The following is a 25,401-nucleotide window of genomic DNA, read 5'->3' on the forward strand; positions in this document are numbered from 1 at the left end:
ATGAAGGATAAAAAATGTTAGAGATCAAAAACCTACACGTTAAACTTGAAGACGAAGACAAACAGATCCTTAAAGGGGTCGATCTGAAAGTTGAACCAGGCAAAGTTCACGCAATCATGGGGCCAAACGGCTCTGGTAAATCCACGACATCTTACGTTTTGGCGGGCCGTGAAGGCTATGAGGTCACTGAAGGATCCGCCACACTCGACGGCGAAGATCTATTTGACATGGAACCAGAAGAACGCGCCGCAGCGGGGCTTTTCTTGGCCTTCCAATACCCCGTTGAAATTCCAGGCGTTGGCAATATGACATTTTTGCGCACGGCGGTGAATTCACAGCGTAAATTGCGCGGCGAAGATGAATTGTCTGCTGGCGAATTTTTGAAAATCGTACGCGAAAAAGCCAAAACACTGAAAATCGACGCGGATATGTTGAAACGTCCTGTCAATGTTGGTTTTTCTGGCGGTGAGAAAAAGCGCAATGAAATCCTACAGATGGCAATGCTTGAGCCAAAGGTTTGCATCTTGGATGAAACCGATTCAGGTCTTGATGTTGACGCGATGAAACTGGTCGCAGAAGGCGTGAATGCCCTGCGCGATGGCAAGCGTTCCTTCGTTGTGATCACCCACTACCAGCGTTTGTTGGATCACATTAAACCTGATTACGTGCATATCATGTCAAATGGCCGCATCATTAAATCTGGTGGTCCTGAACTGGCTTTGGAAGTCGAAAACAACGGCTACACTGATCTGCTTGCGGAGCAGGAGACAGCATAATGACACGCCTAGAAATGAAACAACGCAAGCGCGATGAAACAGCCACGCGCCTTGAGGGTAAAGCACTTCCCACGGGCGCTGCTTGGGCGACATCTTTGCGCCAAGCTGCATTGAGCCGTGTTTTGGACATGGGCCTGCCCACGAAGCGCGACGAATATTGGAAATGGACTGACCCTTCCACATTGACCAGCGCAGCCCCCACCGCGGCTGAGCTGTTTACCAATGATGACAAGGCGCTTTTCTCTGATATCGATCGGTTAAAAATCGTCTTTGTTGATGGTGTTTTTGATGCTGAGGCTTCTGATGATTTGTCAGGCGAAGGGGTGAATATCAGCCTTTTGTCACAAGCGTTGAACACAGATATTCACTGGGCCAAAGACCTTTACGGGACTTTGGAAACCGCAGGTCAATCACCTGTGGAACGCCCTTTGGCAGCTTTGAACACAGCTTTTGCCACTGATGGTGTTGTGATCCATGTGACAGACAAAGTGAGCAAACCTGTATCGATTTTGTATCGTCACGAAAACACAACTTCAGACGCTGTGTTGCACCATGTTGTGAAACTCGATGCAGGCGCGGAATTGACCTTGTTGGAAAATGGCCCAGCTGCGGCACGTTTTAACAAAGTCATGGAAGTCGACGTTGCAGATGGCGCATCTTTCCACCATGTGCGCGGCCAAGGCCGTGATCATGAACGCCGCGCAGTGACACATATCTTTGCCCGCTTGGGAAAAGAGTCTTTGTTCAAATCCTTCACCATGACCGCCAATGGCATCTTGACCCGCAACGAGGTCGTGATCGAATTGACTGGCGATGACGCCCAAGCACATGTGGGCGGCGTCTGCATGGGCGACGGCGAATTCTTGCATGATGACACTGTGTTCATCACCCATGATGCAGAGCGCTGCGAGTCGCGTCAGGTGTTCAAAAAGGTGCTGCGCAATGGCGCGAACGGGGTGTTCCAAGGGAAGATCTTGGTCAAAGAAGGGGCGCAAAAAACCGATGGCTACCAGATCTCGCAATCTCTTTTGCTCGATGGGGACAGTCAGTTTTTGGCCAAGCCTGAATTGGAAATCTACGCCGATGATGTGATTTGTTCGCACGGGTCCACAACAGGCGCCATTGACGAGGCTGCATTGTTCTACCTGCGCTCTCGCGGTGTCAGTCCACAAGAGGCGACAGATCTTTTGACCTTGGCATTCTTGGCGGAAGCCATCGAAGAAATCGCCCGCGAAGACATTGCAGATGACGTTTTGACACGTCTTGAAGCATGGCTCGCACGGCGTAAAGGCTAAGTCATGGGAATGCGCAAAGGTCTCGGCGCGGGCGTTGTGTCCGATATTTTACGCAGCTACCGCGCCCCGCGCGCGGTGCTGCGCCACCGTATTGGACCTGCGGTTGATGAAGGCGGTGCTTTGATCACCTTGGTCTTGGCCTGTGGCCTGATTTTTGTCGCCCAATGGCCGCGCTTGTCGCGTGAGGCATATGAGCAGGGCAAAGATCTCGATATGATGGTGGGCGGCGCTTTGATGGCATGGGTCTTTATCATGCCTTTGGTGCTTTATGCTTTGGCGGCTTTGCTGCATGTGGTTTTGCGGTTGGTGGGCGGAAAACAATCCGCCTATGAGGTTCGCATGGCAACATTTTGGGCGCTTTTGGCAGCTGCTCCTTTGTGGTTGCTCTACGGATTATGTGTTGGGTTTTTAGGGGTTACGCCCGCTGTAACGGCTGTTGGATTTATCGGTTTCGCGGCCTATGTGGTCTTTTGGGCGCTTGGACTGATCGAAGTCGCCTTTGCTAAAGGACAACCTGATGTATGATGTAAATGCGATCCGCGCCCAATTCCCGATTTTGTCACGAGACGTCAATGGGAAGCCTTTGACCTATCTTGATAACGGGGCCTCAGCGCAAAAGCCACAGGTTGTGATTGACGCGATTACGCAGGCCTATTCACAAGAATATTCTAATGTTCACCGTGGGTTACACTTTTTATCTAATCTTGCGACTGATAAATATGAAAGCGTGCGCGGCATTGTGCAACGCTTTTTAAATGCCCCGCATGAAGATGATATCATTTTTACCTCAGGCACCACAGAAGCGATCAATCTGATCGCTTACAGCTGGGCCATGCCGCGGATGCAGGCAGGCGATGAGATCGTTTTGTCGATCATGGAACATCACGCCAATATCGTGCCTTGGCATTTCTTGCGTGAACGGATGGGCGTTGTGATCAAATGGGTCGATTGTGCCCCCGATGGTTCTTTTGACGCCCAAGCAATGATCGATGCTATGGGGCCAAAGACCAAATTGGTTGCGGTCACCCAGATGTCCAATGTGACAGGTACGCGGGTGGATGTGAAAGCCATTTGTCACGCCGCGCGTGAAAAGGGCATCGCCAGTTTGGTCGATGGATCGCAAGGGGCCGTGCACGGGCCTGTGGATGTCCAAGATCTTGGCTGTGATTTCTACCCCATCACGGGTCACAAACTTTATGGCCCATCAGGATCGGGTGCGATCTATGTGCACCCTGACCGCCAAGCCGAGATGCGTCCATTTTTGGGCGGCGGCGATATGATCGACACGGTTGGCCGCGATACAGTGACCTACAATAAACCGCCGATGAAGTTCGAAGCTGGCACACCAGGTATTGTACAAACCATCGGTATGGGTGTGGCTTTGGATTGGTTGATGCAGATCGGTATGGATAATATCGCAAAGCATGAAGCCGAAATCACCCGTTATGCTGCCGCAAAATTGCAAAGCCTGAATTGGTTGCAAGTGCAAGGCACCACGGCCGATAAAGGCGCGATTTTTTCATTCACGATGGAAGGCGCCCATGCCCATGATCTGTCGACTGTGCTTGATAAACGCGGTGTTGCGGTGCGCGCAGGCTCGCATTGCGCGATGCCTTTGATGGAACACATGGGGGTGACGGCCACCTGCCGTGCGTCTTTTGCCATGTATAACACCAAAGACGAGGTCGACACTTTGGTCTCGGCTCTTGAGCTGTGCCACGATCTGTTTGCGTGAAATAAACAGGGGGCGCGAAAACCGTTTGCACCCCCTAAACCCTTGGCCTATACCGATTTGCGAAGCACCTATAGCTCAGCTGGATAGAGCGCTGCCCTCCGAAGGCAGAGGCCTCAGGTTCGAATCCTGATAGGTGCGCCAAACTCATTTAAAGATGACTGACGATCGCGGTGACGCAGATCTATGTCATACACCGCGTTTGTTTCCCCAAAGCATCACATGAAGTTGCGGCAGCACGCGTGGGGTAAACCACGCATCCTCCATAACTTTGTCCACCAGCCATAGCAGCCGATCCGATAGGGCCTGTGGATCAACCGCCACATTGGGATCAACTTCTGGGTTTCCGGGCTGTAGATACAAAGGCAGGGCAGGGTATGCGTCGGCCACATCGCGTGCCCAATCATAGTCTTTATCGTCAAAGATCACGATTTTCATCACCACTGTGCCTGCGTCTTGTGCGGCTTCAAGGCAGGCGTCAAATGCGGTCCAGTCAACGGTTTCACCGCTTGAAGGCGGTTTCGGACTGAGCACCAATGTGTCGATCTGCGAAAACCATGGGCGCGCAATCGATCCTTGGGTTTCCAAAGCAAACTTATAGCCATGCTCATGTCCCAAGGTGATGAGAGGCGCGAAATCTTGGATTGCAGGGTTGCCGCCAGAGAGGGACACCGTCAAAGGTTTTCCCTGAGACAAGCGGGTGATGTCATTCCAAATATCATCGGTTGTCATCGCGGCCCATGTGTGGCGAAACTCTGAGGCAACGGCGTGAAGGCTGTCGCACCAGACACAGCGATAGTCGCAACCGCCCGTGCGCACGAAAACGGTGGGCTCGCCGATCAATGCGCCTTCGCCTTGCACTGTGGGGCCAAATATTTCGGCAATCCGCAATGAGGTCATGGCCGATATTCCGCCCATGTTTTCGGGGTTTCACTCACCTTCACAGCTGAGGTTTCAGGCCAGCGCGCAAGACACCAGTCATAAAAATGCTGCGCCAAGTTTTCGCTTGTCGATGGGCAGTCCATCACATCATTCAAATGATGATGGTCAAATGTGTCGTCTATGTAGGTTTTCAGCGCTTTCAATTCGCCGTAGTCCCGCACGAAACCATCTTTGTTGAGGGTCTTTGAAGCCAGTTCAATAACAACGATGTAATTGTGGCCATGCAAGCGCGCACATTGGTGATCATGGGGCAGGTGGGTCAATTGGTGCGAGGCGGAAAAGTGAAATTCTTTCGTGATCCTAAACATTACACACCTGCCTGTCGCGCCAGAGCGGCAGTCCAAAAATCGGGGTCCGCGTAAGACGTCGGGTCGGTCACGCCAGCCAAATGAAAGGCTTCGCGGCGTTCCACACAGGTGCCACAACGCCCGCACTGTTGAGCGCCCCCTTTGTAGCAAGACCATGTCAGGTCAAAGGGGGTATTATACCGCGCCCCTGCCGTGACAATATCGGCTTTACTTTGATGCACAAAAGGCGTGTGCAGGGCGACATTCGCATAGCCATCCAGCGCAAACTTTTGCATCTTTTCAAAGCTTTCGGTGAATGCTGGCCGACAATCGGGGTAAATAAAATGATCGCCGCCATGCACGGCTGTGGCCACTGCTTCATCGCCTTGTGCTGCTGCAAACCCAAAGGCCACGGTCAACATAATTGCGTTGCGATTGGGCACGACTGTGACGCGCATGCTGTCTTCTTCGTAATGCCCATCGGGCACATCAATATCATCGGTCAAGGCTGACCCCGTCAACACAGCTCCGATGGAGCGCAGATCAATGATATTATGGGGCACGCCGAGGCGCTCAGCGCAAAGCGCTGCAAAGTCTAATTCCTTGCGGTGACGTTGGCCGTAATCGAAAGACACAAGACGTGTCAATTGGTGTTCCTGTGCGACCATATGCGCCAGCGAAACAGAATCTAATCCGCCAGAGCAGATAACTATCGTTTTCATATTTTAAACCCTTGTTTTGATACCCGGGTAGGCTGCGACCGGGACCTATCTTTTAGGGGGCAAAACAGGGTCTGCCAAGTCGATATATTGCTCTGACTTGGGCGTGGTTCTGTCGATCGGCTTAAGATTTGCGCTGATGCAGATTTTCAGAAAATTCTAATAAGATCGTTTCTGATTTTAATAAATTATTTAAGTTTAAAAAATACGAAGAAAGAACATCTTATACGAAAAGGCACTGAGTTACATGAACGCATCTGCAGTCGATTTTTATGAAGAACCAAAAACCAAATTGGCGCGTTTGATGATTCATCTCGAAGCGAATGACGCAGGGGGTTGCACTGTCAGATATTGTGAACTGCAACGCGAAATGTTTAAAAACCGCACCTCATTCACAGAAACGACGCAGCTTGAAGATGCTTTCACACCGAATGTCGCAGCAAGTATTCACGACTGCCTGTCGCGATTGAGCCAAGAAAACGAAGTTCTATCGCTGAACACATTTTGTCACTCTGACGGCAATCTAACGCTGACTAAGGCGCATGTGATCGCACGAAAAGCCAAAGATGGTGTTCAGCGCTATATGCTGCGCTTTAACTTGAATTCTGGGGGGCTACCTGATGTGTTGCAACCCAATTCTGGGCTGACAGGCGGACTGGACGGGATGACTGAACAGCTGTCTTACGACCTGCTCAGCGATATTTGTATGCCCATGCTCGATGTCGTGACAGCGCTTGATCTGGGGCTTGATCTTGATGCGGATAGTCAAAATAGCGTTACGAACAGCCTGCGTAAAAGCGCGATGGACATTCAATTTCAGATCGAATTGATCAAACGGTTTCTTCGGTCACATCAAGACAATGATAACATCGAAGGTCTGCCAACTTTTCAAGCATTACCAAGCGCGCAATCGGTCTGTATCCATTGAGTGATATCTGAATAAAAATAATGTCTTATGCAGCGCGCTTATAAAAGCGCGCTGCTCTTGTTTTGGAACTTGGCCCCGTTGAGAGATCAACTTTGATAGGGGCAGCCCAGTCAGCCTATTCAGCCCAGTCAGCCGCTGGTTGCGATATCTCATGCGGGCTGAGTTCGCGGAAAATACCCACAATTTTGTCGGTTTCCCCCCAATGGTCCTGCCGAACTATTCCGTGGGATTCAATGTGAACAATTTCACCCGATCTGACCAATAAGCGGGCTCTAAATTTAAATTCGCCGCTTTCTGACCCGCGTGCGACAATAGCTTTTACCCGATCAATGTCATCTGGGTGGTACATATTGATGGCCTCCTCGTATGGCGGCGCACCGTCTTCTATATTCACACGGTGGATTTTGAACACGCCTTCAGACCAGTAAATTTCTTTGGTTTTGGGGTCCAAAGTCCAGTAACTCAATCCAGCGATCTTCGGGATCGTCATAATTTGATCCAGCAGGGCATCAGCGCGCTTATGTGCCATCTCAGTTTCGGTTAAATCAGTCGCAAATGTGTAGATTGTTGGCTCGTTCGTAACGGGCAAATTGTAGCGAAAACGGTGAAATTGCAAATGATGTGATGATGATCCATCCAACGGCCCCAGTTCACCTTTGGTTGTTGGTGTTTTCGCCGTGTTGTTGAGAATGTTTCGGTCATCTTCACGGATGCGATTTGCTTGATTTTCTGGGATAAGATCGTAGAGCGATTTTCCAAGTGCTGACGCGCGTGTTTCGCCGATGATCTTGGCGGCTTGTTCGGAAATACGCAGAATTTTCCCATCTCGATCTCGGTTCATCAAAAGAACGCCTGACGAGTTCAAAATATGTTCGAGTTCTCGCGCCAAGCCTGGGAATTCTGACACAACAATCGTGACGCCCAAAATTTGTCCCTGCGGTTCAAAATAAGGCGAGCACGTGATGATAACCTGTGTGCCGTTCGATGAAAATTCGGTGGACACAGTCTGCCCAAGCTTTAAGGCTTCGCCGCACATAGGGGCCAAGGCTGGATATTCCGTGGGCAGGGGAATTTGACTGATATGAGGACTGCCAATGGGTTGTTCGATGTTGAACATTTTCTTGGCCGCAGGCGTTGCTTGTCTCACTTGCAGCGCATAATCAGTCACCAAAATTGCCAAAGGCGTGCTTTGCAAGACTGAGGTCAATTCACCCGTGCGACCGCTCAACTCAGAGGCCGTGACCTGCAATTCTTCATTGACGGTGATCAGTTCTTCATTGGTGGATTGCAGTTCCTCATTCGAGGTTTCCAATTCCTCATTGGTGGCTTGCAATTCCTCGTTGGTGGATTGCAGCTCTTCGTTCAAGGATTGCAGTTCTTCGTTGGATGTTTCCAATTCTTCAATTGTCTGCTGCAATGCATCGCGCGTTGTTGCGACCTCATTTTCAAGTGAGATGATGCGCTCGGACACTGCAACATTATCTTTGATCCCAAGCGTGTCCAAAGTGGTTGTCACGGGCTCCGACTTAAATGGGGTGAAGACCACCAAAGCCGCACGTTCATTGATTTGCGAGGCCACGATTGGGTAGACATCTAAACGAACTTCATCGCCCGATGCATTCGCCACAAGATGTCGCACGCCCGCTCTATGGCTTTTGTTTTTTAACGCGATGGTGACAAGGCTGCGGGCCTCTTCACGCAGCGGGCTGCGCAAAAGGTCGATGTGCATCTTTAGGTTGGTCGCAGAATTCATTTCGATATACGGGCTGATCGCCCCGTAAACGCGGGCAATACTGTAGTCCTCTGTTACCAAAATTGAGTTTTCACCTAGAGATTGCACCAAGGCTTCGAACAACTGGCGATCTGTCGACGGCGCGTTTTCAGTGGCTTTCGTTCTTGGTGTACTGCGGCGTGAAATGGATGGCACTTGTGGCAAAGTGTAGGTCGGATCCTTTGAGACACTCAAGCCGCGTTTGTGATAGATATGAGGCGCAGACTTGTCGGCAACAAACAGATTTTCACTGCCAGCAACGCTTTCAGCCGTTCCTAAAAACAACAAACCATGTGGCGGCATTGAGTAGTGAAAACGCGACATAACTTTTTTCTGCAAGTTATTTTCGAAATAAATCAATAAGTTACGGCAACACAAGAGGTCAATTTTTTGAAAGGGTGGATCCTGACAAACATTGTGGTCTGAAAATAAAATCACATTTCGAATGCTATCGACAACGCGAATGCTATCGCCCTGATGGATAAAGTACTTTTCGGCAATATCATCAGGTATGTCATTCAAGGCGCTTGCGTTATAGGATCCGCGCCGTGCAACCTGTAACGCATTTTTGTCGATGTCTGTTGCAAAAATCTGGACTTTGGATTTTAAAGCGTTCGTAGGTGTTCCCAATAGTTCGGCCAATAAAATGGCGATTGAATAGGCTTCTTCGCCTGTAGCACATCCCGCGATCCAGACCCGTAAAGGGCCGTCACCACGATCTGCGATTAATTTCGGCAGCAAGGCTTGCAGTTGAGCGAATTCTTCTTTGTCACGGAAAAATCGGGTCACTGAAATCAAGAGATCTTTGAACAAGTCATCGACAGCATGAGGGTTGGTGCGGCAAAACTGGGTGTATTCTTCTTGGCTTTCGATACCCAGTGCAACCATGCGCCGTTCAATCCGTCTGCCAATTGTCGCTTTCTTGTAGTCGCGAAAATCAACACGGGTGCGCGCCAGTAAGATTTGCAGCAGGTCCGTGATTGGAGATTCTACGAACTCGCCTTGCTGAAAATTAGAAAAATCATGCGAGGAGGTCAGAATGTTATGCAAGTGAGGACCGATGTCTAGCGGGCGTAGAATGAGATCAATACAGCCTGTCGTAATCGCCGATTGTGGCATGCCATCATATTTGGCGCTTTCGGTGTCTTGGGCGATGGTGATTCCGCCGGCTTCGCGGATAGCTTGCACCCCGTATGCGCCGTCAGACCCTGTGCCAGATAGAATGATGGCCATGGTTCTTGCGCCGTGGCTCTCCGCAAGACTGATCAAAAAACGATCCACCGAAGGCTTGGCGATGGCTGGTTCTTTGCTTGGGTCAACCAAGTGAAGTTTGCCGTCACGAAACACGACATCGGTTTTGGGGGGCGTAATATAGATGACATTTGCAGCAGGGGTCACGCCATCGGTGACGTTTTCAACAGCGAGTTTTGTCTCGCGCGCGACAAGTTCTTTCATCAGGCTTTTGTGATGCGGCGACATGTGCTGAACAACAACATAGGACACTTGCAAATCAGTGGGTAGGTTTGCAACCAATTCTCGAATGGCTTCAAGGCCTCCTGCTGAAGATCCGATGCCAATTATCGTTAGATCGTCCTGTGCAGGCGTGTTCACTTTGCTACTCCATTTTTTTTAAACATCTTTAACGTGTTTTTCTCACTGACGGCTATTCATAAAAATTCGACATTGGTGAAAGAATATTCACCGTAATTTAATTAATTCAGTCTGAACTTCACTTATTAATAATTCGTTTACCAGTGTTAGGTTACCGTTAAGTCATCTTTGCCAAATTTTTGTATGTTATCGTTTGGATTGTTATGTCACTTCTTTCAAAAAACCACAAAGATACCAATGAAAAGACGCAAAAATTCATTGTGAACCTCGCGATTGCAGAGGATGAAGTGCCCTATGTGAAATCGTGTGAAGTGATAAATGGCACATTCCGAAATCGCACATCCTTTTCGCGCGATTTTGTGATTGATAAGATATTCACGCAAAAAGTCGCACTGGGCATCCAGCACTGTATTGATAAGTTGACCCAAAAGAATGAAGTGGTGTCTTTGCCGACCTATGTTGTCGAGGCTGAAAAGATCGTACTGGCTGGGGCGAATGTTATATCCAGAGCCAATGATCAAAACGGCGCGAATATTATTTTGCGCTTTAACTTATTTCTGGGATCCATTTCGGGCGCTTTCAATCCAGAAATTGGCTTCCAAAATAGCCTAGAGGGACCAACAGATGCGGTGTCGATGGAAATCTTGTCCGATATCGCGATGCCGCTTTTAAACCTATGCATAGCCGTCGAAACGGGCGACGCTTTAGATGCGCGCCGCGCACAGAAATTTTTGGATACGCTGTCGGATCGGTCTTATGAAATCAAGTTTCAGATTGAGCTGATCAAGCGGTTCGTTGAAAACAACGAACGTGGTTTGAATGATGTTGAGTTACCTAGCACGCCAAGTTTTAAAGCCTTGCTTTAAGGCGGTGGTCATCTGGCCTGTGGCGAAGTGCAAAGCATTAAAACCTATCGCTGGTTTTGTCGCGAAATGCGCAGGGGCTTGTGCATTATTATAGTCTTTGCAACTTGACCTTTTGTGACGCGATCCATAAATTTACGACAGTTCTCAGGGCGGGGTGTAATTCCCCACCGGCGGTTATAGTCCGCGAGCGCTGCTTGAATTGGATCTTGGATTTGAAACAAGCGGGTCAGCAGATCTGGTGAAATTCCAGAACCGACGGTTACAGTCCGGATGGTAGAGAATGGGAAACGGGTAGGGGCCTTCTGGGCCGCTTATGCCTGTTTGCCTTCAAGCTCTGGGGCCTAACAGTGTAAACTCAAGGGTTCCAAAATGACAAATATGACTTCAAATTTTCAAAAATCTTCTCCGCGTATCGCGTTTATCCGTGCGCGTTGGCATGCAGATATCGTAGATCAAGCCCACACAGGGTTCTGCGCGCAAATGGATGATCTTGCGCCCTCTGCCAACACAGATGTCTATAATGTGCCAGGTGCATTCGAAGCGCCTTTGTTGGCAAAGCGTTTGGCCAAGACTGGCAAGTATGACGCTGTGGTCGTTGCGGCCTTGGTGGTTGATGGTGGTATTTACCGCCACGATTTCGTGGCTGATGCTGTCGTTTCAGGTTTGATGCAAGCGCAGCTTGAAACTGAAATTCCAATGTTTTCAGTATCTTTGACGCCACATCACTTCCACAATACAGATGATCACATCAAATATTTCACAGAGCATTTTGTGAAAAAAGGTGCCGAAGCTGCGAATGCTGTTGCGCAAATTTTGGCGATGGAATTGCCCGAAGCCGTGACTGCCTAAACAGGTTTTCAGTAGATATAATAAAAGCCGCTCCATCGGGGCGGCTTTTTTCATGGGACTGAATGTAAACGGGCTTTAGCCGCGCCATGTGCGCACAGGGCCACAATCCATATGAACAAAATTGGATCCACGGTATGAGCCAACGCCACCTGCCGAACAATTTTGCGCCGCTGATGCCATCTGACTGACCGAACGCGACTTAAGACGCAAATCAGCCGCTTGGGCTTCCATGTGAAGGGATTTCTTGGCAACGCCGCTAGAACGGGCGCGCAGCATGTTGTTGGTTTCTGGCGAACGGTAACCAGACAAAAGCATGTAGGGTTCGTTCACATCCATCAAACCATGCGCAGCGGACATAATGTCGATCGTGCGCGCATCGACGGATTTCATTTTGCTGTTGCGCCAGTCGCGCATGAAATAGGTAACTTCTTTCAAGGCTTCTTTGATATATTCGCCTTCGATCCAATAAATCGTATCGATGCTTTCCCCTGTGCGCCCTGAATACATCCGCAAACGGCGAATATCGCCTGATCCGCGCAGGAAGCCTGCTGCATTCGCGTAGACAGGGGCGGCGGATAGGCCTGCAGCTGCAAAGCTGCGCAATATACCGCGCCGAGTGATTAGGCTGGACTTGGCTGTCGTCATGATTTCTAGCGTCCCATTTTTCTCATTCCCGCCTCAATGCGGTTCGTATAACTCGCGCCGTTTTCGGCATTCTTCGTCATGTTACTTTCACAATCCGCAAGGCGGTATGAAAGGTCTTGCTCACTCGGCGTTTCTTTTGAGGTCCAAATGAAACGCGTCTTCCCCCGTTGATCACAAATATTTTACCGCAAGGGTGATAAATCATGCTGAGAACAAGACCTGTCCGTTCTCATCAGGGGGTTAATTTCCGTATTCACCTTATGGCACAAAGTGAATCTTGCTCCAAGTCTCGCTTTTGACAAAGGCATTAAATGGCCAATAAATAGGCAAGATTCTGCGCAAATTCATTCATTTGCTGTGCTTTGAGCAAGATCAAACAAAAATGCCCCTAGTTCGGTTGATTAAATTTCAAGCCTGAGGCCTAGAAAAAACATCACAAATATTTGTGTGCCTTGGTGAACACAGGGACAGGTTTCAAGCAATATTCCCCCTCACATTACACGTAATTTCAGATAATTAGATCTAAGCCCTATGTTTTTTTGAGGATGATTATGTTTCTGTCTCAGGCCTTTACAATGCGCAAACCCTTTTCCAACCGATCCGCGATGACCCTTTTGAGGTCCGCAGCTGTGGTTCTTTTGTCCGTGGCCTTGTCGGTGGGAACACCAAGTCAATCATCGGCACAACAGGTCACAGCGCTCATGCAGTCAATCGCAGAAGCGGCGTCCAGTTCAAAAGACCTATCCGAATATTACCGTGCTACAGGGTATAAACCCGTGTTTACTGACAGTTCGGGGCGGGCACGCAATCGTCGCCAAGCGCTTTTACGCGCCTTGGAAGCAGCACCTGATCACGGTCTCGCGCCCTATGACACCACTTTGCTGAAAGCAAACATGCGAGCGATTAAGTCTGATCGTGACTTGGGGCGTGCAGAGGTTGCCATGGCGCAGCTGTTTTTGGATTACGCACGCGATATGCAAACAGGGCAGTTGGTACCGTCGCGGGTCGACAGCGGCATCGTGCGCAAAGTGCAGTACCGCGACGGGGTGTCATTGCTGGACAATTTCGCCAAATCCACACCTGCCGCGTATCTGCGCAAACTGTCACCGACATCGCCAGAATACACCCGCCTTTTGAAAGAGAAACTGGTGCTGGAAAAGACGCTGGGCGCAGGCGGCTGGGGCGCCAAAGTGAGCGGCTCCAAGCTTGAGCCAGGTCAATCGGGGGCCAATGTCGTGACCTTGCGCAATCGTTTGATGGCCATGGGGTATTTGAAACGTAGTGCGTCAACTGTCTACGATGATGCGATCACCAAAGCCGTTCAGGCGTTCCAAACCAATCATGGTTTGACGGCTGATGGCGTTGCAGGTGCGGGCACGTTGAAGGAATTGAATACAGATCCAGAAGACCGTCTGGCCTCGGTCCATGTTGCTTTGGAGCGTGAGCGCTGGACAAACTTTGATCGTGGATCGCGCCATATCTGGGTGAATGTCGTCGATTTCACAGCTAAGATCATCGACAATGGCAAGGTTACTTTCGAGACGCGCTCTGTCGTGGGGGCCAATGATTCAGACCGCCGCACGCCAGAGTTTTCTGACATGATGTCCCATATGGTGATCAATCCCACTTGGAATGTTCCACGCTCGATCGCTGTAAATGAATACCTGCCTTTGATGCAGAAAAACGCGGGCGCGGCGGGGCATTTGCGGCTTGTTGATTCCCGTGGACGGACTGTGGACCGCGCCAATGTGAATTTCGCGTCCTACACAGCGCGCACATTCCCGTTTAACTTGAAACAGCCCCCCTCCGACCGAAATGCATTGGGGTTGGTGAAGTTTATGTTCCCGAACAAGTACAATATCTACTTGCATGACACGCCTGCCAAAAGCTTGTTTGGTCGTGAATCGCGCGCCTTTTCCCATGGCTGTATCCGCCTCAACGATCCTTTTGATTTTGCCTATGCACTTTTGGCCAAGCAAAGCGGCAATCCAGAGGCAGAATTTCAAGCTCATCTGAAAACAGGGCGCGAAACTGTGGTGAATTTGAAAAAAGATGTGCCCGTGCACATTATATACCGCACGGCAGTGACCAACCCGAAAGGCGGCATGGAATACCGCCGCGATGTTTACGGTCGCGATGCAAAGATCTGGGCTGCGCTGCAAAAGCAAGGCGTTCAATTGCGTGCGGTCGGCAGCTAACTTTGACGTCACGCAGTTTAAAATAGCAAAGGGCGTTCCGCGGGGCGCCCTTTTTGTTTAGGCGTACATATATATATGTGTGACGTCTATATAGGTGTGACGTCGGCTTGGGGCTGCAATCGGTGAAGTCGCATAGCCGTCATTGCCAGACCTTTTCATGCAGCGTTGAAAGCAGTATGTCACGGGGAAGACTATTAAAGGATCTGTAATGACCCGCATTAAACTTTCTGACTTGGCGCAGCGTCTCAATGCCCCCTTTGTGGGCGATGGCTCTATATCTGTGTCTGGCGCAAGTGAACCTGCCACGGCAAAGCGCGATGATTTGGCGCTGGCGATGGACCCCAAATTTGCCGCTGATTTGACCAAAGGCGCTGCGCGTGTCGCGGTCTTGTGGCAGGGGGCCGATTGGCAATCGTTGGGTTTGGAAGGCGCGATTTTGGTCTCGCGCGGGCGTTTGGCTATGGCGGGTATCACTGCGGGATTTGACGCAGGGCTTTCGCTTCCAGCAGGCGTGCATCCATCCGCTGTCATTGATGAGACAGCCACAATTGCAACGGATGTTAAAATCGGGCCACTGGTCGTGGTGGGCGCAGGTGCTGTGATTGGTGCTGGCAGTCAAATTGCGCCACATGTCAGCATCGGCGCAGGTGTGCAGATCGGTGACGATGCGGTGATACATGCAGGCGTGCGCATTGGCGCGCAGGCGAAAATCGGCGCGCGCATTCACATTCAAGCGGGCGCAGTTATCGGATCAGATGGGTTTTCTTTCGTCACGCAAGATAAATCCGCTGTGGAAGAAACGCGTGAATCCTTGGGCGCAGATGTTCAGGCCAAGGGGCAAAGCTGGCTGCGTATTGCGTCGATCGGTGGGGTGGTGATCGGCGATGATGTTGAAATCGGGGCCAATGTCACCATCGACCAAGGGACTATTCGCCCAACCCAAATCGGATCTGGTAGCAAATTGGATAACCAAGTCCACATCGGCCATAATGTGATTGTTGGGGCGCATTGTTTGCTTTGCGGACAAGTGGGGATCGCAGGCTCTACCGTCTTGGGTGATTTCTGTGTGATGGGTGGCCAAGCGGGCGCAGCTGACAACATCACCATCGGCCAAGGGGCGATTATCGGTGCGGGGTCTGGTGTTTTATCAAATGTGGCCAAGGGCAAAGCCATGATGGGCTATCCTGCCGTGGCCATGCAAACCCATGTCGATATGTATAAATCCCTGCGCCGTTTGCCACGTATTTTGAAAACACTCGCCAAAGAGGCAAGCCAATCTCACAAAGATAAGACGTGACATAAGATTTGACATCTGCCTGTCATAAAATTCTGTTTTACAGCCAAAACTCTCTTTTCTAAAATGGAAAGAGCTTAAAAATGGAGCTGCTAATATGTCGTCCGAGATCAAAGACAAAGTGATCGCAATCATTGCTGAACAAGCTGTTTTGGAACCCAGTGATGTGACTGAAGGGCAAAGTCTAGCTGACTTGGGCATCGACAGTCTGGGACTGGTCGAATGTATTTTCGCCATCGAAGAAACCTTTGATATCTCTGTTCCGTTCAATGCAAATGAACCCGATCAATCTGATTTCGATATTTCCTCAGTCGCTTCAATCGTCACTGCCGTAGAAAGCCTTATTGCTGAGCAAAAGGCGTGAGACGGGTCGTTATTACCGGCGCGGGCACGGTGAATGCTTTGGGCTTATCTGTTCCTGCGACCCTTGCTGCGATGCGTGAGGGCAAGTCTGGTATTTCCGATTTGAACTTTCGCGATGTGGATCGTTTGGCGATTAAAATCGGCGGTCAGATCCACAATTGGGACACGGAAAGCCGTTTTAATCGCCAGCAAATTGTCCTCTATGATCGCTTTACCCAGTTCGCTTTGACGGCGGCGCGCGAGGCGATTACGCAATCGGGTTTGGAATTTATCGGCGATTTGGCCACGCGTTCAGGCGTGATTTTTGGCACCTCAGGCGGTGGGCTAACGACCCAAGATGACAATTACCGCATGGTCTATGAAGAAGGCAAAAACCGCGTGCATCCTTTCGTGGTGCCAAAACTGATGAACAATGCCTCTTGTTCGCATGTGTCGATGGAATACAACCTGAAAGGCCCCAGTTTCACTGTCGCTACGGCCTGTGCGTCAAGCAACCATGCTATGGGGCAGGCCTTTAATATGGTGCGCTGCGGTATGGCCACGGCCATGGTCACGGGCGGATCTGAATCCATGCTGTGCTTTGGCGGTGTTAAAGCTTGGGAAGGTCTGCGTGTCATGTCAAAAGATGCTTGTCGGCCCTTCAGCCTCAATCGGAACGGCATGGTTCAAGGCGAAGGGGCGGCTGTCTTTGTCTTTGAAGAGTATGAACACGCCAAAGCGCGCGGCGCTGATATTTTATGCGAAGTTGCTGGTTTTTCCATGACCTCTGACGCCTCTGATATTGTTATGCCATCCAAACAGGGCGCCGCACGGGCTATTTCTGGTGCCTTGCAAGATGCCAAACTAAACCCCGATCAAATTGGCTATATCAACGCCCATGGCACGGGGACCGCGGCCAATGACAAAACCGAATGTGCGGCTGTAGCCGATGCTTTGGGGTATCACGCGGATCGGGTGATGATGTCTTCGACGAAATCCATGCATGGGCATTTGATCGGCGGCACGGGGGCTGTGGAACTTTTGGCCTGTATCATGGCGCTGAAAGACGGCGTGATCGCGCCAACGATCAATTACGAAGAACCCGATCCTGAGTGCGCATTGGATGTGGTGCCAAACGAAGCCCGCGATGTGCAGGTGGATGCGGTGCTGTCCAACGCCTTTGCGTTCGGCGGATTGAACGCTGTTTTGGCGCTGCGCAGGGTGCATTAGCCGCGCTTTTGATATTGAGACATAGTCTATAAAAGACCGGTCCAAATTCTGGACCGGTCTTTTCTTTTTTATCATCTTTTGACAGATTATTCGGTTTCTTCAGCCGCTTCAGCTTCCGCTTTGGCCTTTTCGGCCGCCTCGAGGGCTTCTGCGCGTGTCACTGCGTTGATTTCGCTCACTTTTGCAAAGCCTGCGGTGAAGCCCGTCAAAGACACATCCAAATCAACGAGCACATCAGGCGCGCCCAGTGGCACCATGCTGACCGTGGCTGTATTGCCTTTTTTGAAGCTGTCGACATCGGCTTTGGTCAACCCAAGGCGCGCGTTGCAGCCCATGGGCGTACAGAATGAAAACGGATAACGGCGTGCATTTGCGCCATCAACGGCCAAAGTGATTTGGCCCGTCAGCAAAGTTTCCAGCGGTGTGACAACGGTTGCCGCCGCTTCAACTTCGCCTGCACCAAGGTGGAACAATGAGAATTCAGCGACAGGATTTTCATCTTCGTCGGTCAAAAGCTGGTACAGATTACAGGGGTCTGTTTGTTCGTCTGGGGTCAAAATACAGCGGATTTCCCAGTCGCCGTGCTCTTCTAATGTGTATGTGCTTCCATACTTAGGTTCGCCTTCAACAGGGGTGCCCGTGGACAGGCCTGCTGCTGCGGCGTCGGTCTCTTTCGTTGCCTCTTGCGCTGCGGCAGAAAAGGGCATGCTCAGTGTGAGGGCTGCAACTGCTGCGGCGGAAAGTGTCATTTTAGCGAAATGGGACGTAAAACTCATGATAGATCGTCATCCTTTGTAGATTTCGGACAAACCTAACATGAGGTTTTCTAACTGTCAGGCAGCTTTTGATCACAATCGTTCACGGATTAGCTTTGAAGGGCCCTGCCTGCCGCGTTTCAGCGAAAACTTGCTTGGCTGTCGCGCCAAAAGAACATTTTGACAGAGCCTAAACAGCAAAACAGGGACCCAATTTACATGGATCCCTGTATGCTTATTTTTCCCCGTCGGACTTGGCCGATCTAATTGATAAAAACCTATGTGGGAAAAAAATTCACGTCAACGACAATATTGCAAATTGATCTTGAGATTTTTCCTATGCCTAAAAAAGAGGCCGCGGTGAAAGAAACACACGCGGCCAGTCTGACAGGGAGGAATAAGTTCAGACGCATAAGGACATGATCCGAACACTTATGACTGTGACAGATATTGGTTAATATTCTGTTGTCGGTCTATAAAGTCAGCACAAAGCAGATGTCGCGGTATAAAAGCGATGTGGAATCAGCAGGAGCAAAAGCACGATGAGTGACGGAATTTTTATTGGCGGCGGCGGCGTAGATTATAAAGATCCGCAAAGCCTATTGTTAAAATACGGCAACCGTCACGGTCTGATCGCAGGGGCAACGGGTACGGGTAAAACTGTGACCTTGCAGATCATGGCTGAAGGGTTTTCTGACGCTGGCGTGCCTGTGTTTTTATCGGATGTAAAAGGGGATTTGTCTGGTTTGGCCAAGGCTGGGTCTGCCGAAGGCAAATTGCACAGCGCGTTCCAAAGCCGCAATGAAACCATCAATTTCGACACCTTTGACTATAAAGACTTTCCCGTAACATTTTGGGATTTATTCGGCGAACAGGGCCATCCTATTCGGACAACAGTGGCTGAAATGGGGCCTTTGTTATTGTCGCGCTTACTTGGCCTGACGGATGCGCAAGAGGGCGTGATCAACATCGCTTTCCGCGTATCTGATGAACAGGGTTTGCCACTTTTGGACCTTAAAGACCTGCAAGCGCTGTTGGTGTGGTGCGGTGAAAACGCAGACCAATTGACCCTGCGCTACGGCAATATTTCTGCCTCATCCATCGGCGCGATCCAGCGGTCTTTGCTGGTGTTAGAAAACCAAGGTGGCGATAAATTATTTGGCGAACCTGCGCTAGAACTGTCTGATATCATGCGCACTGACACCGATGGGCGGGGCCGCATTTCTATTTTGGCGGCGGATAAATTGATGTCTTCGCCAGGTCTCTATGCGACATTCTTACTGTGGCTTTTGTCAGAACTCTTCGAAGAGCTGCCCGAAGTCGGCAACCCTGATAAACCTAAATTGGTGTTCTTCTTTGACGAGGCCCATTTGCTGTTTGATGACGCGCCCAAAGCGCTGGTCGATAAGGTTGAACAAGTGGCGCGTTTGATCCGGTCAAAAGGGGTGGGCGTGTACTTTGTCACGCAAAACCCTGCCGATGTGCCTGATGATATTTTGGGCCAGCTTGGCAACCGCGTGCAGCATGCTTTGCGGGCTTTTACGGCGCGCGATCAGAAAAACTTGGTACGTGCTGCGGAAACTTACCGCCCAAATCCACGGTTTGATATTGAGCACGCCATCAAAGAAGTCGGTACAGGCGAAGCTGTGACATCTTTGTTAGAAGCAAAAGGCGTGCCATCGGTGGCAGAACGTACGCTGATCCGCCCCCCATCTTCACAACTTGGTCCGCTCAATGCGATGGAACGGGCAGGGGTGATCGCTACCTCGCCCATTGCAGGTAAGTATGAAACAGTGCTGGACCGCGAAAGCGCGTTTGAAGTGCTCAGCAAGCGCGCCTCGGATGCAGCCGCCGCCGCAGAAGAAGCCGAAGCCGCAGAAGTCGCCGCAGAACTGGCCGCGAAAGAGGCAAAAGCAGAGGAAAAGAAGCGCGCAGAACTCGAACGCGAATTCAAAAAAGCGCGCCGTTATGAAACAAAATCCTATGGCAAATCTACATCGCGCCGCTCAAGCAAAACCACGTCCATCGGCGGGTCCGTTGCGGATTTGGTAATCAAAGAGCTAAAAGGCACCACGGGTCGTCGGATCGTCAGGGGCATTCTGGGCGGTTTGTTTAAAGGCCGCTAATTCGTCATTAATTAAGAGGTCAAACAGCCCCGCTTCGGGGCTGTTTCGCTATGTGAGCTTGGCAAATTTTTGCGTCAGCCGCGCCGCTTCATCGCTTAGCCCCCAAGGGGTGTTGATGATGAACATACCAGACCCGATCATTCCGTGACCTTCTCGGGCTGGGGGGAAATGCACTTCGTGATGCAAGACATCTGGCAGGTTGAGGCCCAACAAGGCGCGCGTCATTGGCTTATGTGCGCCCCCTGTAAGGATTGGATACCAAAGGGCAATTACACCCACATTCCATTTGCGATGCAGCTTGGCGATATAATCGGGCAGCATCGCATAGTCTGATTTTATTTCATAAGGCGGATCAATCAAACACAGCCCACGGCGTGGCGTCGGGGGGCAAATGCTTTGCGCCAATGCAAACCCGTCTTTTTGCTGCGCATTGAGCCCCACATAGGAATTCGAGACCTGTAAAGCGCTTTCCAGATGGGCAAATTCAGCGGGGTGTAATTCGGCCAACCGCATGTTGTCAAAATCACGCAGCAAAGCCTGCGCTAAAAGCGGAGAGCCAGGATAGATGCTTTTGCCATGGCTCTCAGACACGGATTTACGTGCGCGCGAATAGGGATGATCCGCATCGAACCAATCGCTGACTTTCAATATACCTGCAGCGGCCTCACCTGTTTTTTGCGCTTGGGAGCCTTGCAAATCATAGGCCCCGCGGCCTGCATGGGTTTCTATATACGACAGCGGTTTGTCTTTGCGGGTCAGGTAATCGATCATCACCGCCAAAAGCGCATGTTTTTGTACGTCTGCCAAATTGCCTGCGTGAAACCCGTGTTGATATGAGAGCATTATATGGTCCTGCGCAAAGGGCGCACTTTTAAGGTCGACAAACGATTGTCTTTGCGTGCCACCACTTCAAAGCGATGACCGTGAAACGAAAACACTTGACCCGCAGTGGGGATCATCTGTGCTTCGTGAATGACCAAGCCAGCCATTGTATTGGCCTCTTCATCGGGCAAGTTGCATTCGGTCGAACGATTAAAGTCACGAATGGTCATACCGCCGTCAATCAACCAACCGCCGTCTTTTGACTTCACGGGCGCGTCTTCTGAGGTGTCAAATTCATCGGTAATTTCACCGACGATTTCTTCCAAGATGTCTTCCAATGTGATCAGACCTTGCAGCGCGCCATATTCATCAACGACCAGCGCAAAATGGGTTTGGCGGCGCAAAAACTGGCGCATTTGATCATCTAATGTGGTGGTTTCGGGGACAAAATATGGTTCCATCGCCACAGCGATCACATCGAATTTGGCAAATTCTGCATCGCTTTGGGCTGTTTCACGCGCCGCAAACATGCCGCGCAACAGATCTTTGGCATGGATCACACCGATGATGTTTTCGGGATCATCACGGTAAAGCGGCAGGCGGGTGTGTGGCGATTGCAAACAGGCTTCAAGCACATCACGGGGGGGCGTATCTGCATTGATCATTTCGATTTTAGAGCGGTGCAGCATGATTTCTTCGACCGTGCGTTCGCCCAAATCCAGCGCGCCAAGCAGACGATCACGGTCTTCCTTTTCCACAGCGCCTTCCACATGGCCCAAGGTAATCGCGCCTGCGATCTCGTCTTTGAGCGCCAGAATATGACTGTCAGGATCCGTTTGCACGCCAAACAGGCTCAAAATACCGCGCACCAACATGCGCACAAAACTGACCACAGGTGAAAAAATTAAGACGACCACAGCAATAGGCCCAGCCACACGGGCTGCGGCTGTTTCAGGGTTGGTAATGGCATAGGTTTTTGGCAAAACTTCTGCAAATACAAGCACAAGGCCCGTCATGACCAAAGTGGCCAACGCCACGCCGCTTTCGCCAAACACCCGCGTGAACAAAGCCGTGGCCAATGAGGTGGCCAAGATATTCACCAGATTGTTGCCCAATAAAACCGAACCAATCAAACGCTCGTTGTCTTCTGTGACATCCAGCGCCTTTTGTGCGCCCGCTGCGCCTTTATCGGCCTGCGTGCGCAATTTACCCCGTGATGCGGCGGTCAAAGCTGTTTCAGAGCCAGAAAAAAGTCCAGACAATACCAGCAAAGCGATGATCGCGAGGCAAGTAAGCCAAAAGGCAGCGTCAAGCATGGTCATGTCCATAGTTTTGGTCCCAAAATCGAAATGCGTTTCATGATATATCGCCTGTCGGTTGCCCGTGCGATTTGTTTCATTTGTTATGGGGGCGCAGGGCCCTACACGCAAGGGCGGGCTTGGACACATGATGCGCTTTGCTAGAGTTTTTCGCGGATTTTGGCTTGGCTGCCCCTCGAATTAATCTTGCGCCAAAGGATGGTGTTGCAAGACCAATTCCTTGAGACGTTCATCCAGCACATGGGTGTAGATTTCAGTGGTCGACAGATCGGCATGGCCTAAAAGTGTCTGAATGGCTCTCAGGTCAGCCCCATTCGCCAAAAGATGCGTTGCAAAGGCGTGACGCATCACATGGGGCGTGACTTTTGCGGGCGATATCCCAGCTTGCACGGCGATGTCTTTGATCAGTTGATAAAAACCAACGCGGGTGAAATGACCAGTCTTGCCGCGCGATGGGAAAACATAGACTGACCGCTTGGCGCCCTTTTCTTTGACCGCCAAATCATCGGCGCTGTCGCGCAGCGTCATCCAGTCGGCAAGTGCCACGCGCGCAGGCGGTGACAGGGGCACCATGCGTTCTTTGCCGCCTTTCCCGCGCACTAAAATCAGCCTTGGATCACCACGCACAGCCGAAATCGGCAGTTCAACCAGTTCCGAGGCGCGCATCCCTGTGGCATAGAGCATTTCGATCAAACAGGTGTTGCGCTTGCGGTCAAAATCACTGCGCCCGACATCACGCGCGGCAGCCAAAAGGCGTGATACTTCTTCTTCTGTCAGGGTTTTGGGCAGTTTCTTTGCCCGTCCAGGCCCACGGATTTGGATCGCAGGATTGGTATCACGCCAGCCTTCTTCAAAGGCAAAACGAAACAGTTGTTTGATAGATGACAAACGCCGTGCACGGGTGGATTGGGCCAATCCGTCAGCTTCGCAGGTGATCAAATACTGTTCGATATCCGCACGTTCGCAGGTCTCGAAGCTTTCTGATTTCGCAGCCAACCAGTCGGAAAATCCGATCAAGTCACGCCCGTAAGACAAGCGCGTGTTTTCAGCCGCTCCAAGTTCGGCGGCTTGAGCTTCGGCGTAGCGCGAAATCCATGTGTGGTCGTTGGTCATCCCCGACGTTCCAGCAAAAGTATTTCCAAGGCAGCACGGCGCGCGGTGGCCTCCAAACCCACGGCACGTAAAAAGGCAATCGAATCTGTCAGTTCATCCAGATCACCATCGGCACCGCTTTCCAGCAGTTCAATCGCGCGCAAAATTGCTTCGCCCAAACGGTTGCTTTGGACCAATCCGCTCAGCCGCACAGGCACAGCACCACTGCGAAACCCATCTATAATGGCCTTTTCTGAGCCAGCTCTCAGTCGCCCCTCTGGGATATCTCCGAGGGCAATTGATCGCAAAACACTTTGCCTATTGTCCAATGGTCTGTCCCATTCGGCCGCAATTGTTTCATAATGCGATGACAAAAGCACGACCTCAAACGCGATGTCTGAGGCTGTATCTGTGAGCGGCGCATCCCCCAGTTTTTCGGCAAAAAGATCAGCAAAAACGCTTTGCAATCCAGAGTCGCGCATGATCGGCCAGACGCGGGAAAGACTGTTAGAAATCCCCGTTGGATCGCCTGTTTTCAATGCAGTATCAAAGCGTTGTAGCGCTTCGATCCGATCCCAAATTCCGCCCGATGCGGCGGGTAAATGTTCTGTCCAAATCCCGAGCCAAGCGTTGGGTGTGATCGCGCCGACCCGCGCCAAACGCTCTGCGGCTGTGGCTTTGAATTTCCAACCTGTTGAGGGTTCCAGATCAGATTGTGCAAAGGCCAGCGGCAAATATTGCGTCGACATGGGCGCGCCGATGGCTTCCATCATACGAAAGCTAAGCGGCGTTGGCGGGTTCGGTGGATTTTTTGGCGGCGCGTTATCGTAAAGATCTGGGTCCAAGAAACGCGCCAAAAGATCGGCCTCTTGATCGGATATAAGTCCCAATGTGGTGCTTGTGTCCAAGGTCAAAGCTGCTGCATCCCAATCCCCACTGCGTGCAAGACAAAAGATGCGGGTGGGCAAAGCCGGCGTCAGACTTGGTGTCGATTTCATCGTCGCACAGGCTTGGTTTTCGGTGCCTAGCAAGAGCTTCACATCAAAAGACCTGCGAAATAAATCGGGGTCTGTTGAGCCTGCGCGATCTAATAATGCGTTGGCTTCTTCGATCAGCCCTTGTTTTAGCAATGCATCGATGCGGGATTGAAATAAACGCCCATCAGAGCCTGACGCGACAGGGGGATCAAGTTCCGCCAAAAGTAATGTGTTCAATAGGCGGCGTGAGGCGGGCAAAAGATCGGTTTGATTGGCAATGGCCATCATCCTGCGCCCCAAATCTTGCGGTTTTGAAGCTCCCCAAAGGGCAGGCGGCAATCCTGTTTGCGCTGTAGATAGAATCCCCGTGGCATCAATCCGTGGCGCATCAATCGCCGTTATGGTCACATCTTCGGGCAAAGCGTTGTTTGCGATGTCTTCTTGGCGGTTTTGCAAGACTGTTGGCTGAGGGGCAGTTGGGCGCACAGCTGGCGCATCAATTGAATCAGTCAGCCAGTCAATCGCGGATAAGGGCTTTTGCGCATTCGATTGCGCGAGCCCAACCTGAGGACAACCGATCACCAGCACGGCCAACCAAATTAAACTGGTCCGTGTGAAACCGCGTGGCGCTGGCTTTCGCCCGTGCAAGCGTGACGGCATGTTTTGTCCTATTTTAGCGTTAAAGTCACTTTTTCGCTCACATCAGCGTAATGCGGTGACAGATCTCCGACATAGGCGAAGGCCACAAACCCAACCAAGCCAAGGGCGAAGGTCATCAATAAAAGTCGTCCAAAAAATTTACGCATCGATTTGCCTTTTGTAGTC

General features: G+C 50.9%; 23 protein-coding genes, 1 tRNA gene and 1 riboswitch. Of the genes, 13 read left to right on the forward strand and 11 right to left on the reverse strand.

The annotated features are described in order from the left end of the window. The first annotated feature begins 14 nt into the window (after window positions 1–14). The 5 genes from sufC to EDD53_RS02725 all read left to right on the forward strand — a co-directional run bounded on the left by sufC (window position 15) and on the right by EDD53_RS02725 (window position 3,947). Entirely contained in the window at window positions 15–776 is a 762-nt protein-coding gene (gene sufC, locus EDD53_RS02705) for a Fe-S cluster assembly ATPase SufC (RefSeq protein WP_123791651.1), read from the forward strand. Continuing rightward, the gene (sufD, locus tag EDD53_RS02710; RefSeq protein WP_425464043.1) at window positions 776–2,071 is read left to right on the forward strand and encodes a Fe-S cluster assembly protein SufD; all 1,296 of its coding nucleotides are present in this window, start codon (window positions 776–778) and stop codon (window positions 2,069–2,071) included. Before sufC ends, sufD begins: the two co-directional genes overlap by 1 nt. 3 nt (window positions 2,072–2,074) lie before the next feature. Continuing rightward, entirely contained in the window at window positions 2,075–2,596 is a 522-nt protein-coding gene (locus EDD53_RS02715; RefSeq protein WP_246002168.1) for a YIP1 family protein, read from the forward strand. Further along, the gene (locus EDD53_RS02720) at window positions 2,589–3,806 is read left to right on the forward strand and encodes a cysteine desulfurase (protein ID WP_123791653.1); all 1,218 of its coding nucleotides are present in this window, start codon (window positions 2,589–2,591) and stop codon (window positions 3,804–3,806) included. The genes EDD53_RS02715 and EDD53_RS02720 overlap by 8 nt, the downstream gene beginning before the upstream one ends. Window positions 3,807–3,870: 64 nt before the next feature. Then, window positions 3,871–3,947: transfer RNA gene (locus EDD53_RS02725), tRNA-Arg, on the forward strand. A gap of 45 nt (window positions 3,948–3,992) precedes the next feature. Here EDD53_RS02725 and queE read toward each other — a convergent pair. Genes queE through queC form a run of 3 tightly spaced genes read right to left on the reverse strand, consistent with a single transcriptional unit; the run spans window position 3,993 to window position 5,754 of the window. Further along, on the reverse strand, window positions 3,993–4,703 hold the full coding sequence (gene queE, locus EDD53_RS02730) for a 7-carboxy-7-deazaguanine synthase QueE (protein WP_123791654.1): 711 nt from the start codon (window positions 4,701–4,703) through the stop codon (window positions 3,993–3,995). After that, the gene (gene queD, locus EDD53_RS02735; protein WP_123791655.1) at window positions 4,700–5,053 is read right to left on the reverse strand and encodes a 6-carboxytetrahydropterin synthase QueD; all 354 of its coding nucleotides are present in this window, start codon (window positions 5,051–5,053) and stop codon (window positions 4,700–4,702) included. The genes queE and queD overlap by 4 nt, the downstream gene beginning before the upstream one ends. After that, window positions 5,053–5,754, reverse strand: a complete 702-nt coding sequence (gene queC, locus EDD53_RS02740) for a 7-cyano-7-deazaguanine synthase QueC (RefSeq protein WP_123791656.1) — start codon at window positions 5,752–5,754, stop codon at window positions 5,053–5,055. The genes queD and queC overlap by 1 nt, the downstream gene beginning before the upstream one ends. Before the next feature lie 244 nt (window positions 5,755–5,998). On the opposite strand from queC, the gene EDD53_RS02745 reads away from it, so the two are divergent. Further along, window positions 5,999–6,679, forward strand: coding sequence for a hypothetical protein (locus EDD53_RS02745; protein ID WP_123791657.1), 681 nt, complete (start codon window positions 5,999–6,001; stop codon window positions 6,677–6,679). A 115-nt stretch (window positions 6,680–6,794) separates the two neighbouring features. Here the strand turns inward: EDD53_RS02745 and EDD53_RS02750 are convergent, their stop codons facing one another. After that, window positions 6,795–10,061: a chemotaxis protein CheB gene (locus EDD53_RS02750; protein ID WP_123791658.1), complete on the reverse strand. Its 3,267-nt coding sequence runs from the start codon at window positions 10,059–10,061 to the stop codon at window positions 6,795–6,797. 203 nt (window positions 10,062–10,264) lie between these two features. On the opposite strand from EDD53_RS02750, the gene EDD53_RS02755 reads away from it, so the two are divergent. Together EDD53_RS02755 and EDD53_RS02760 are read left to right on the forward strand one after the other, a co-directional pair. Continuing rightward, window positions 10,265–10,927: a hypothetical protein gene (locus EDD53_RS02755; RefSeq protein WP_123791659.1), complete on the forward strand. Its 663-nt coding sequence runs from the start codon at window positions 10,265–10,267 to the stop codon at window positions 10,925–10,927. A 136-nt stretch (window positions 10,928–11,063) separates the two neighbouring features. Further along, window positions 11,064–11,213, forward strand: a riboswitch (FMN riboswitch). 83 nt (window positions 11,214–11,296) lie between these two features. Continuing rightward, a complete protein-coding gene (locus tag EDD53_RS02760) occupies window positions 11,297–11,776 on the forward strand; it encodes a 6,7-dimethyl-8-ribityllumazine synthase (protein ID WP_425464044.1) in 480 nt (159 codons plus the stop codon). Between the two features lie 75 nt (window positions 11,777–11,851). Here EDD53_RS02760 and mepK read toward each other — a convergent pair whose 3' ends face one another. Next, window positions 11,852–12,421 carry a peptidoglycan L,D-endopeptidase MepK gene (gene mepK / locus EDD53_RS02765; protein WP_123791660.1) on the reverse strand — a complete coding sequence of 190 codons (570 nt, stop codon included), beginning with the start codon at window positions 12,419–12,421 and terminating at the stop codon, window positions 11,852–11,854. A gap of 575 nt (window positions 12,422–12,996) precedes the next feature. Here mepK and EDD53_RS02770 point away from each other — a divergent pair. From EDD53_RS02770 to EDD53_RS02785, 4 genes are all read left to right on the forward strand, one after another. After that, a complete protein-coding gene (locus EDD53_RS02770) occupies window positions 12,997–14,619 on the forward strand; it encodes a L,D-transpeptidase family protein (RefSeq protein WP_123791661.1) in 1,623 nt (540 codons plus the stop codon). A gap of 208 nt (window positions 14,620–14,827) precedes the next feature. Then, complete coding sequence (lpxD, locus tag EDD53_RS02775) at window positions 14,828–15,916, forward strand: UDP-3-O-(3-hydroxymyristoyl)glucosamine N-acyltransferase (RefSeq protein WP_123791662.1); 1,089 nt, start codon at window positions 14,828–14,830, stop codon at window positions 15,914–15,916. A gap of 94 nt (window positions 15,917–16,010) precedes the next feature. Further along, the gene (locus tag EDD53_RS02780; RefSeq protein WP_123791663.1) at window positions 16,011–16,277 is read left to right on the forward strand and encodes an acyl carrier protein; all 267 of its coding nucleotides are present in this window, start codon (window positions 16,011–16,013) and stop codon (window positions 16,275–16,277) included. After that, entirely contained in the window at window positions 16,274–17,485 is a 1,212-nt protein-coding gene (locus EDD53_RS02785) for a beta-ketoacyl-[acyl-carrier-protein] synthase family protein (protein WP_123791664.1), read from the forward strand. Before EDD53_RS02780 ends, EDD53_RS02785 begins: the two co-directional genes overlap by 4 nt. 86 nt (window positions 17,486–17,571) lie before the next feature. On the opposite strand, the gene EDD53_RS02790 is transcribed toward EDD53_RS02785, so the two are convergent. Then, complete coding sequence (locus EDD53_RS02790; protein WP_246002170.1) at window positions 17,572–18,261, reverse strand: invasion associated locus B family protein; 690 nt, start codon at window positions 18,259–18,261, stop codon at window positions 17,572–17,574. 521 nt (window positions 18,262–18,782) lie between these two features. Here EDD53_RS02790 and EDD53_RS02795 point away from each other — a divergent pair. Next, window positions 18,783–20,366, forward strand: coding sequence for a helicase HerA-like domain-containing protein (locus tag EDD53_RS02795; protein WP_123791665.1), 1,584 nt, complete (start codon window positions 18,783–18,785; stop codon window positions 20,364–20,366). A 48-nt stretch (window positions 20,367–20,414) separates the two neighbouring features. On the opposite strand, the gene EDD53_RS02800 is transcribed toward EDD53_RS02795, so the two are convergent. The 5 genes from EDD53_RS02800 to EDD53_RS14765 form a co-directional block, all read right to left on the reverse strand. After that, complete coding sequence (locus tag EDD53_RS02800) at window positions 20,415–21,209, reverse strand: 23S rRNA (adenine(2030)-N(6))-methyltransferase RlmJ (protein WP_123791666.1); 795 nt, start codon at window positions 21,207–21,209, stop codon at window positions 20,415–20,417. After that, window positions 21,209–22,516, reverse strand: coding sequence for an HlyC/CorC family transporter (locus tag EDD53_RS02805; protein ID WP_123791667.1), 1,308 nt, complete (start codon window positions 22,514–22,516; stop codon window positions 21,209–21,211). The genes EDD53_RS02800 and EDD53_RS02805 overlap by 1 nt, the downstream gene beginning before the upstream one ends. A gap of 171 nt (window positions 22,517–22,687) precedes the next feature. After that, entirely contained in the window at window positions 22,688–23,620 is a 933-nt protein-coding gene (locus tag EDD53_RS02810; protein ID WP_123791668.1) for a site-specific tyrosine recombinase XerD, read from the reverse strand. Continuing rightward, window positions 23,617–25,236, reverse strand: a complete 1,620-nt coding sequence (locus EDD53_RS02815; protein WP_123791669.1) for a hypothetical protein — start codon at window positions 25,234–25,236, stop codon at window positions 23,617–23,619. The genes EDD53_RS02810 and EDD53_RS02815 overlap by 4 nt, the downstream gene beginning before the upstream one ends. Before the next feature lie 8 nt (window positions 25,237–25,244). Next, window positions 25,245–25,382 (reverse strand): hypothetical protein, encoded by a 138-nt coding sequence (locus EDD53_RS14765; protein ID WP_170162665.1) that lies wholly within the window; start codon window positions 25,380–25,382, stop codon window positions 25,245–25,247. Between the last annotated feature and the right edge of the window lie 19 nt (window positions 25,383–25,401).

The sequence above is a fragment of the Pacificibacter maritimus genome (assembly GCF_003814915.1).
GTDB classification, from domain to species: Bacteria; Pseudomonadota; Alphaproteobacteria; order Rhodobacterales; family Rhodobacteraceae; genus Celeribacter; species Celeribacter maritimus.

Excerpts from the sequence above, each read along its gene's own strand:
- EDD53_RS14765 (WP_170162665.1), bottom strand. The coding sequence starts at position 25,382 with ATGCGTAAATTTTTTGGACGACTTTTATTGATGACCTTCGCCCTTGGC.
- queE (WP_123791654.1), bottom strand. The coding sequence starts at position 4,703 with ATGACCTCATTGCGGATTGCCGAAATATTTGGCCCCACAGTGCAAGGC.
- EDD53_RS02715 (WP_246002168.1), top strand. The coding sequence starts at position 2,075 with ATGGGAATGCGCAAAGGTCTCGGCGCGGGCGTTGTGTCCGATATTTTA.
- EDD53_RS02790 (WP_246002170.1), bottom strand. The coding sequence starts at position 18,261 with ATGAGTTTTACGTCCCATTTCGCTAAAATGACACTTTCCGCCGCAGCA.
- EDD53_RS02720 (WP_123791653.1), top strand. The coding sequence starts at position 2,589 with ATGTATGATGTAAATGCGATCCGCGCCCAATTCCCGATTTTGTCACGA.
- EDD53_RS02755 (WP_123791659.1), top strand. The coding sequence starts at position 10,265 with ATGTCACTTCTTTCAAAAAACCACAAAGATACCAATGAAAAGACGCAA.
- queD (WP_123791655.1), bottom strand. The coding sequence starts at position 5,053 with ATGTTTAGGATCACGAAAGAATTTCACTTTTCCGCCTCGCACCAATTG.
- EDD53_RS02745 (WP_123791657.1), top strand. The coding sequence starts at position 5,999 with ATGAACGCATCTGCAGTCGATTTTTATGAAGAACCAAAAACCAAATTG.
- mepK (WP_123791660.1), bottom strand. The coding sequence starts at position 12,421 with ATGACGACAGCCAAGTCCAGCCTAATCACTCGGCGCGGTATATTGCGC.
- EDD53_RS02805 (WP_123791667.1), bottom strand. The coding sequence starts at position 22,516 with ATGGACATGACCATGCTTGACGCTGCCTTTTGGCTTACTTGCCTCGCG.
- sufC (WP_123791651.1), top strand. The coding sequence starts at position 15 with ATGTTAGAGATCAAAAACCTACACGTTAAACTTGAAGACGAAGACAAA.
- EDD53_RS02810 (WP_123791668.1), bottom strand. The coding sequence starts at position 23,620 with ATGACCAACGACCACACATGGATTTCGCGCTACGCCGAAGCTCAAGCC.
- queC (WP_123791656.1), bottom strand. The coding sequence starts at position 5,754 with ATGAAAACGATAGTTATCTGCTCTGGCGGATTAGATTCTGTTTCGCTG.
- EDD53_RS02800 (WP_123791666.1), bottom strand. The coding sequence starts at position 21,209 with ATGCTCTCATATCAACACGGGTTTCACGCAGGCAATTTGGCAGACGTA.
- EDD53_RS02770 (WP_123791661.1), top strand. The coding sequence starts at position 12,997 with ATGCGCAAACCCTTTTCCAACCGATCCGCGATGACCCTTTTGAGGTCC.
- EDD53_RS02815 (WP_123791669.1), bottom strand. The coding sequence starts at position 25,236 with ATGCCGTCACGCTTGCACGGGCGAAAGCCAGCGCCACGCGGTTTCACA.
- sufD (WP_425464043.1), top strand. The coding sequence starts at position 776 with ATGACACGCCTAGAAATGAAACAACGCAAGCGCGATGAAACAGCCACG.
- EDD53_RS02795 (WP_123791665.1), top strand. The coding sequence starts at position 18,783 with ATGAGTGACGGAATTTTTATTGGCGGCGGCGGCGTAGATTATAAAGAT.
- EDD53_RS02780 (WP_123791663.1), top strand. The coding sequence starts at position 16,011 with ATGTCGTCCGAGATCAAAGACAAAGTGATCGCAATCATTGCTGAACAA.
- EDD53_RS02760 (WP_425464044.1), top strand. The coding sequence starts at position 11,297 with ATGACAAATATGACTTCAAATTTTCAAAAATCTTCTCCGCGTATCGCG.
- lpxD (WP_123791662.1), top strand. The coding sequence starts at position 14,828 with ATGACCCGCATTAAACTTTCTGACTTGGCGCAGCGTCTCAATGCCCCC.